Source organism: Streptomyces sp. NPDC046881 (assembly GCF_040645015.1).
Classification (GTDB): Bacteria; Actinomycetota; Actinomycetes; order Streptomycetales; family Streptomycetaceae; genus Streptomyces.
In genome coordinates, this window is sequence record NZ_JBEYXJ010000187.1 from 1 (window position 1) to 8,228 (window position 8,228).

Consider the following 8,228-nt stretch of genomic DNA (forward strand, 5'->3'; position numbering starts at 1 on the left):
GCCCGGAGGAAACCGCCGCCGGCACCGGACCGCAGGCCCCGGACGCCTGCTGGCTGGACACCGAGACCGCCCTGACCCTGCTCACCTCCCCGCTGGCCGGCATGGACGCCGCCGACCTGCGCCGCCTCGGCCGTGCCCTGCGCGAGGAGGAGCGGGCCGCCGGGAACCCGCTGCCGCCCCCGTCCGACGAACTCCTCGCCCGGGCGCTCGCCGAACCGGAGCGCCTGGCCGTGCACGACCCGGTGTACGCGCGCGGGGCGCAGCGCCTGGGGGCGCTGCTCCGCAAGGCCCGTGAGCGCCTCGCGGGCGGCGGGACGGCCGAGGAGGCGCTGTGGGACCTGTGGGAGGGCACGCCGTGGCCCGGGCGTCTGGAGCGGGCCGCCCGGCGCGGCGGCGCGGCCGGCCGCAACGCCGACCGGGACCTGGACGCCGTCTGCGCGCTGTTCGCCACCGCCGCGCGCGCGGAGGAGCGCACCGGGGGCCGCGGCGCCCTGAACTTCCTGGCCGAGATCGAGGCCGAGGACATAGCCGCCGACACGCTCACCCGCCGTGCGGTACGGCCCGACGCCGTCCGCGTGATGACCGCGCACCGCGCGAAAGGCCTGGAGTGGCGGCTGGTCGTCGTCGCCGGCGTCCAGGAGGGCCTGTGGCCCGACCTGCGGCGCCGCGGCTCACTGCTGGAGGCCGACCGCATCGGTCGCGACGGACTCGCCGAGCCGCTGACCCCCGGCGCGCTGCTCGCCGAGGAGCGCCGCCTGTTCTACGTCGCAGCCACGCGCGCGCGTGACCGGCTCGTCGTCACCGCCGTGAAGGCACCGGCCGACGACGGCGACCAGCCGTCCCGGTTCCTGACCGAGCTGGGCGTCGAACCCAAGGACGTCACCGGGCGCCCCCGCCGCCCGCTGTCCGTCGCCGCGCTCGTCGCCGAACTGCGCGCCACCACCGTCGACCCGCGCGCCTCCGCCGCGCTGCGGGAGGCCGCCGCACGCCGGCTCGCCCGCCTCGCCGCGCTCGCCGACGAGGACGGCCGCCCGCTGGTGCCGTCCGCGCACCCCTACCGCTGGTGGGGCATGTTCGAGCCGACCGAGAGCAGGGTGCCGCTGCGTCACCGCGACCAGCCCGTGGTGCTCTCCGGCAGCGCCCTGGACCAGCTCGCCAACACCTGCGCCCTGCAGTGGTTCCTCGGCCGAGAGGTGAAGGCCGACGCCCCCGCCACCGCCGCCCAGGGCTTCGGCAACGTCGTCCACGTCCTCGCCGACGAGGTCGCCTCCGGCCGCACCCCCGCCGACCTCGACGTCCTCATGGAGCGCCTGGACTCCGTGTGGAACGCGCTCGCCTTCGACGCACCCTGGAAGTCGCAGCAGGAGAAGGACAACGCGCGCGTGGCGCTCGAACGCTTCCTGAACTGGCACGTGCTGGACCGGACCGGCCGCACCCCGGTGGCCAGCGAGCAGGACTTCGACGTCACCCTCGAAGCGGGCGGCTACCAGGTCCGCATCCGCGGCCAGATGGACCGCGTGGAGACGGATGCCGAGGGCCGCGCCTACGTGGTCGACTTCAAGACCGGCAAGCAGGCGCCCACCGCGCGCGAGGTGGAGCGGCACCCCCAGCTCGCCGTCTACCAGCTCGCCGTCCGCGAAGGCGCCGTCGACACCGCCTTCGACGGCGTGCGCCCCGAACCGGGCGGCGCCGAACTGGTCCACCTCAGACAGGGCGCCGCCAAGCGCGACGGCGGCGAGGACCTGCCCAAGGTGCAGACCCAGGAGCCGCTCGCGGGGGAGTGGGTCGGCGAGCTGCTGGCCACCGCCGCCGGAAAGGTCCTCGACGAGCGGTTCACACCGAGCACCGGCCAGCACTGCACGCACTGCGCGTTCCGCGCCTCCTGCAGCGCACGCCCGGAGGGACGGCACGTGGTGGAGTAACCACCCCGTGGCAGGCGTGACGTACGGCACCATACGGGCTGACCTGCACTTCTTCCGTCCCGGGCGGCCAGTTCGTCCTGGACTGTCAGTGCCCGCCGCTAGCCTCTTTCGACATGTCCGCCCGCATCACCGACCCCGAGCAGCTCAAGGAGCTCCTCGGCATCCCCTTCACCCCGGAGCAGACGGCCTGCATCACCGCGCCGCCCGCCCCGCAGGTGATCGTGGCCGGCGCCGGGTCGGGCAAGACCACCGTCATGGCGGCCCGCGTGGTCTGGCTGGTCGGCACCGGCCAGGTCGCCCCCGAACAGGTCCTCGGCCTGACCTTCACCAACAAGGCCGCCGGCGAGCTGGCCGAACGCGTCGGCAAGGCACTGATCAAGGCCGGCGTGACCGACCCCGACGTCATCGACCCCGACAACCCGCCGGGCGAGCCCGTCATCTCGACGTACCACGCCTTCGCCGGCCGCCTGCTCACCGACCACGGCCTGCGCATCGGCCTGGAACCCAGCTCGCGGCTGCTGGCCGACGCCACCCGCTACCAGCTCGCCGCGCGCGTGCTGCGCGAGGCCCCCGGCCCGTACCCGGCGCTGACCCGCTCCTTCGCCGACCTGGTCAGCGACCTGCTCACCCTCGACTCCGAACTCGCCGAACACCTCGTCGACCCCGAGGAACTGCGCGCCTGGGACGCCGGCCTGCTGCGCACCCTGGAAGGCGCCAAGCTCACCAACGCCGACCTGCGCAAGGTCCCCGAGACGGCCGCGGCCCGCCGGGAACTCGCCGCCCTCGTCCAGCGCTACCGGGCCGCGAAACGGCAGCGGGACCTGCTCGACTTCGGCGACCAGATCGCCCTGTCCGCCCGCCTCGCCGGCATCCCCGACGTGGGCCGCCTGCTGCGCGAGGAGTTCCGCGTGGTCCTCCTCGACGAGTACCAGGACACCTCCGTCGCCCAGCGCGTCCTGCTCGCGGGCCTGTTCGGCGGCGGCACCGGCCACCCGGTGACCGCCGTCGGCGACCCCTGCCAGGCCATCTACGGCTGGCGCGGCGCCTCCGTCGCCAACCTGGACGACTTCCCCGACCACTTCGCCCACGCCGACGGCCGGCCCGCCACCCGGCAGGCACTGAGCGAGAACCGGCGCAGCGGCGGGCGCCTGCTCGACCTCGCCAACGGCCTCGCCACGCCCCTGCGCGCCATGCACGCGGGCGTGGAGGCCCTCCGCCCGGCCCCGGGCGCCGAATACGACGGCACGGTCCGCTGCGCCCTGCTGCCCACCCACGCCGAGGAGATCGACTGGATCGCCGACTCCCTCGCCCACCTCGTGCGCACCGGCACGCCACCCGGCGAGATCGCCGTCCTGTGCCGCACCGCCACCGACTTCGCCGAGATCCAGGGCGCCCTCGTCGCCCGCGACATCCCCGTCGAGGTCGTCGGCCTGTCCGGGCTGCTGCACCTGCCCGAGATCGCCGACCTCGTCGCCGTCTGCGAGGTCCTGCAGGACCCCGGCGCCAACGCCTCCCTGGTGCGCCTGCTGACCGGACCGCGCTGGCGCATCGGCCCCCGCGACCTCGCCCTGCTCGGCCGCCGGGCCCGCCTGCTGGTCGTCCACGCGCGCGGGGACGACGGCGACGACCCGGACCGCCGGCTCGCCGAAGCCGTCGAGGGCGTCGACCCGTCCGAGGTGATCTCGCTCGCGGACGCCCTGGACACCTTCCTGGAAGCGCCCCTGGAGGACGGCGACGACGACGGGCTGCCGTTCTCGCCGGACGCGCGCGTGCGCTTCGCCCGGCTCGCCGCCGAACTGCGCGACCTGCGCCGCTCGCTGTCCGACCCGCTGATGGACGTCCTGCACCGCGTCCTCGCCGTCACCGGCCTCGAGGTGGAGCTGTCGGCGTCCCCGCACGCGCTCGCCGCCCGCCGCCGCGAGACCCTGTCCAACTTCCTGGACATCGCCGCCTCCTTCGCCGCGAGCGACGGCGAGGCCACCCTCCTCGCCTTCCTCGGCTTCCTGCGCACCGCCGCCCAGTACGAGAAGGGCCTCGACAACGCCCTGCCCGGCGGCGAGAACACCGTCAAGGTGCTCACCGCGCACAAGTCCAAGGGCCTGGAATGGGACGTCGTGGCCGTCCCCGGACTGGTCACCGGCACCTTCCCCAGCGCCCAGGGCCGCGAGAAGTGGACCGCCCAGGCCAAGGTGCTCCCGCACGCCCTGCGCGGCGACACCGACACCCTGCCCGACGTCGACGGCTGGGACGCGCGCGGGATGAAGGCCTTCCACGAGGCCATGAAGGACCACCAGCACACCGAGGAGCTCCGCCTCGGCTACGTCACCTTCACCCGCCCCCGCTCGCTCCTGCTCGGCTCCGGCCACTGGTGGGGACCCAGCCAGAAGAAGCCACGCGGCCCCTCCGACTTCCTCCAGGCGCTGTACGACCACTGCGCGGCCGGACACGGCGAGATCGAGGCATGGGCGGACGAGCCCGCCGAGGACGAGGAGAACCCGGCCCTGCACACGGCCGGCGCCGACCAGGTGTGGCCGCTCCCGCTGGACGCCGCTGCCCTGGCCCGCCGCCGCGCCGCCGCCGAGACCGTCCTCACCCACCTGGACACCCTCGCCGCCCAGCCCTCCGGCCACCGCCCGGCCCTGCACGACCCCGCGGGCGACGAGCACCCGGACTGGCCCGCGCCCCCCGACGACGACCCGTACGAGGAGCCGTACCCCGACCCGTACGACGAAGAGCCGTACGAGGACTTCCCCTACGAGGACTCCTCCTACGAGGACTCCTCCTACGAGGACCCTGCCTACGAGGACTCCTCCTACGCCGGGGACCGGCCGCCCTACGACGAGGACGGCGAGGAGCCCCCGGCCGACGAGGCCGTCCCGGACGCCCCCGACGCCCCGGCCGACCGGGACTCCTGGGGCGCCGGCCGGCCCGTGGTCCCCCACCAGGCGCCCGCCCCGCAGCGCCGCCCCCAGCCGCACCCCGGCACCGACCTCGCCTCCCTCACCCCCGAGGAGGCCCGCGCCGTCGCCTCCTGGGACCGCGACCTGGACGCCCTGACCGGAGAGCTGCTGCGCGCCCGGCGCACCGTCACCGACGTCCCCCTGCCCGCCACCCTCACCGCCTCTCAGCTGCTTCGGCTCGCGGAGGACCCGGACGGGCTCGCGCAGGAACTCGCGCGCCCCATGCCGCGCCCCCCGCAACCGGCCGCACGCCGGGGCACCCGGTTCCACGCATGGGTGGAAACCCGCTTCGAGGAGCTGACGCTGCCCCTGCTCGAACCGGACGAGCTGCCCGGCAGCGACGCCGAGATCGCCGACGAACACGACCTGGAAACCCTGAAGGAAGCCTTCGAACGCACCGAGTACGCCCGGCGCACCCCGTACCGGGTCGAGGCACCCTTCCAGCTCACCCTCGCCGGCCGCGTCGTCCGGGGCCGCATCGACGCCGTCTACAGACACGGCGACGGCGACGAGACGACGTACGAGATCGTCGACTGGAAGACCGGCCGCACCCGCACCGCCGACCCCCTCCAGCTCGCCGTGTACCGGCTCGCCTGGGCCGAGCAGCAGGGCGTACCGCCGGAGTCGGTCACGGCCGCCTTCCTGTACGTACGCACCGGCGAGGTCGTCCGACCCCGGCACCTGCCGGACCGGGCCGCACTCGAACGGCTCCTCACCGGTGAGACGGAGAGCACACATGAGGTGACCTGAGTGTGACGAACCGCCCGCCGAGGATGTCGGTGCGGGCCGATAGGCTCGGGAGCATGAGCCAGACCCCGGACAGCGCCGTCCGCATGTACATCGAGCAGCACCGCGCCGCCTTCCTCGACGACCTCACCGCATGGCTGCGCATCCCCTCCGTGTCGGCCCAGCCCGACCACGCGCCCGACGTACGGCACAGCGCGGACTGGCTCGCCGCCAAGCTCAAGGAGACCGGCTTCCCCACCGCCGAGGTCTGGCAGACCCCCGGCGCCCCCGCCGTCTTCGCCGAGTGGCCCTCGGACGACCCGGACGCACCCACGGTCCTGGTCTACGGCCACCACGACGTGCAGCCCGCCGCCCGCGAGGACGGCTGGGACAGCGACCCCTTCGAACCGGTCGTCCGCGACAACCGGCTCTACGCGCGCGGGGCGGCCGACGACAAGGGCCAGGTGTTCTTCCACACACTCGGCGTCCGCGCCCACCTCGCCGCCACCGGCCGCACCACGCCGGCCGTCCACCTCAAGCTGCTGATCGAGGGCGAGGAGGAATCCGGCTCCCCGCACTTCCGGGCCCTGGTCGAGGAGCAGGCCGGACGGCTCGCCGCCGACGCCGTGATCGTCTCCGACACCGGCATGTGGTCCGAGGACACCCCGACCGTGTGCACCGGCATGCGCGGCCTCGCCGAGTGCGAGATCCGGTTGTACGGCCCCGAGCAGGACATCCACTCCGGCTCCTTCGGCGGCGCCGTACCCAACCCGGCCACCGCCGCCGCCCGCCTGGTCGCCGCCCTCCACGACGACCACGCGCGCGTGGCGATCCCCGGCTTCTACGACGGCATCGCCGAGCTGACCGACCGCGAGCGCGAGCTCTTCGCCGAGCTGCCGTTCGACGAGCAGCGCTGGCTGCGCACCGCCAAGTCCCACGCCGCCCACGGCGAGGCCGGGCACACCACCCTGGAACGCATCTGGGCCCGCCCCACCGCCGAGGTCAACGGCATCGGCGGCGGCTACCAGGGCCCCGGCAGCAAGACGATCATCCCCGCCACCGCCATGGTCAAGCTGTCCTACCGGCTGGTCGCCGGCCAGGACCCCGACCACATCGAGCAGGCCGTCCGCGCCTGGGCCGCCGGCCAGGTGCCCGCCGGCATCCGCTGCGAGATCGACTTCGGCTCGGCCACGCGCCCGTGCCTGACCCCGCTCGACCACCCCGCGCTGCAGTCCGTGGTCCGCGCCATGGGCCGCGCCTTCCAGCAGCCGGTCCGCTTCACCCGGGAGGGCGGCTCCGGACCCGCCGCCGACCTCCAGGAAGTCCTCGGCGCCCCCATCCTCTTCCTGGGCATCTCCGTCCCGTCCGACGGCTGGCACGCGCCCAACGAGAAGGTCGAGCTGGACCTCCTCCTCAAGGGCGTCGAGACCAGCGCCTACCTGTGGGGTGACCTGGCCCGGAACTGGCGTACCGCGCCCTGACCGGCCGGCGCCGTACGGAAGGGCGGCGCGCGCGGGGCACACTTGAAGGACCGCCCGCCCGCCCCGGCCACGCCCGGCCCGGTGCCCTCCCGCCCTACATCCCGCCGAACCGCCCGCCGAAAGATCCGCTGCACTGGGGGAGTTGGAAGCACCCGTGACCACCTGGACCGACCACACAGCCGACCGACCCATCTCGCTGACCGCCCCGAGCGGCATCGACCGCGCCGCCCACCACCGGCTGGACGAGGCCTGGCTCGCGGCGGCGTGGAGCCACCCCACGACCCGCTGCTTCGTGGTCTCCGGCGGCCAGGTGCTCATCGACGAGGCCCCGGACGGCCGGACGGAACTCGTCATGACGCCGTCCTTCGAGGCCCCCCTCACCGAGGCGCACCGCTACTTCCTCGGCATCGACGAGGACGGCGTCAGCTACTTCGCGCTCCAGAAGGACTCGCTGCCCGGCCGTATCGACCAGTCCGCCCGCCCGGCCGGGCTGCGCGAGGCCGGCCTGCTGCTGTCCCCCCGCGACGCCGGACTCATGGTCCACGCGGTCGGGCTGGAGAACTGGCAGCGCACCCACCGCTTCTGCTCCCGCTGCGGCGAGCGCACGGTCATCGCGGCGGCCGGCCACATCCGCCGCTGCCCGGCCTGCGGCGCCGAGCACTACCCGCGCACCGACCCGGCCGTGATCATGGCGGTCACCGACGAGGACGACCGCATCCTGCTCGGCCGCCAGGTCCACTGGCCCGAGGGCCGCTTCTCCACGCTCGCCGGCTTCGTCGAGCCCGGCGAGTCCATCGAGCAGGCGGTGCGCCGCGAGGTCGCCGAGGAGGTCGGCGTCAGTGTCGGCCAGGTCGAGTACGTCGCCAGCCAGCCCTGGCCCTTCCCGTCCAGCCTCATGCTCGGCTTCATGGCCCGCGCCACCTCCACCGAGATCGACGTCGACGGCGACGAGATCCACGAGGCCCGCTGGTTCTCCCGAGAGGAGCTGCACGCGGCCTTCGAGTCCGGCGAGGTGCTGCCGCCGTACGGCATCTCCATCGCGGCCCGCCTGATCGAGATGTGGTACGGCAAGCCCCTGCCGACCCGCAGCTTCGTCTGACACGGCGAACGGCGGCTCCCGAGCCCGGGGGGGGGTCGGG

3 protein-coding genes and 1 pseudogene are annotated in these 8,228 nt (G+C 74.6%); all 4 read left to right on the plus strand.

What is annotated here, in order from left to right:
* On the plus strand, positions 1–1,922 hold a 1,922-nt coding region (locus ABZ923_RS40180), incomplete at its 5' end, for a PD-(D/E)XK nuclease family protein (RefSeq protein ID WP_361483007.1).
* Positions 1,923–2,035: 113 nt separating this feature from the next.
* A pseudogene (locus tag ABZ923_RS40185) lies at positions 2,036–5,675 on the plus strand (UvrD-helicase domain-containing protein).
* A 10-nt stretch (positions 5,676–5,685) separates the two neighbouring features.
* On the plus strand, positions 5,686–7,089 hold the full coding sequence (locus ABZ923_RS40190) for a dipeptidase (protein WP_361483010.1): 1,404 nt from the start codon (positions 5,686–5,688) through the stop codon (positions 7,087–7,089).
* 154 nt (positions 7,090–7,243) lie between these two features.
* Complete coding sequence (gene nudC / locus ABZ923_RS40195) at positions 7,244–8,188, plus strand: NAD(+) diphosphatase (RefSeq protein ID WP_361483012.1); 945 nt, start codon at positions 7,244–7,246, stop codon at positions 8,186–8,188.
* Positions 8,189–8,228: the final 40 nt, after the last annotated feature.

Coding starts and splice junctions, on each gene's coding strand:
- ABZ923_RS40190 (WP_361483010.1), top strand. CDS start 5,686: ATGAGCCAGACCCCGGACAGCGCCGTCCGCATGTACATCGAGCAGCAC.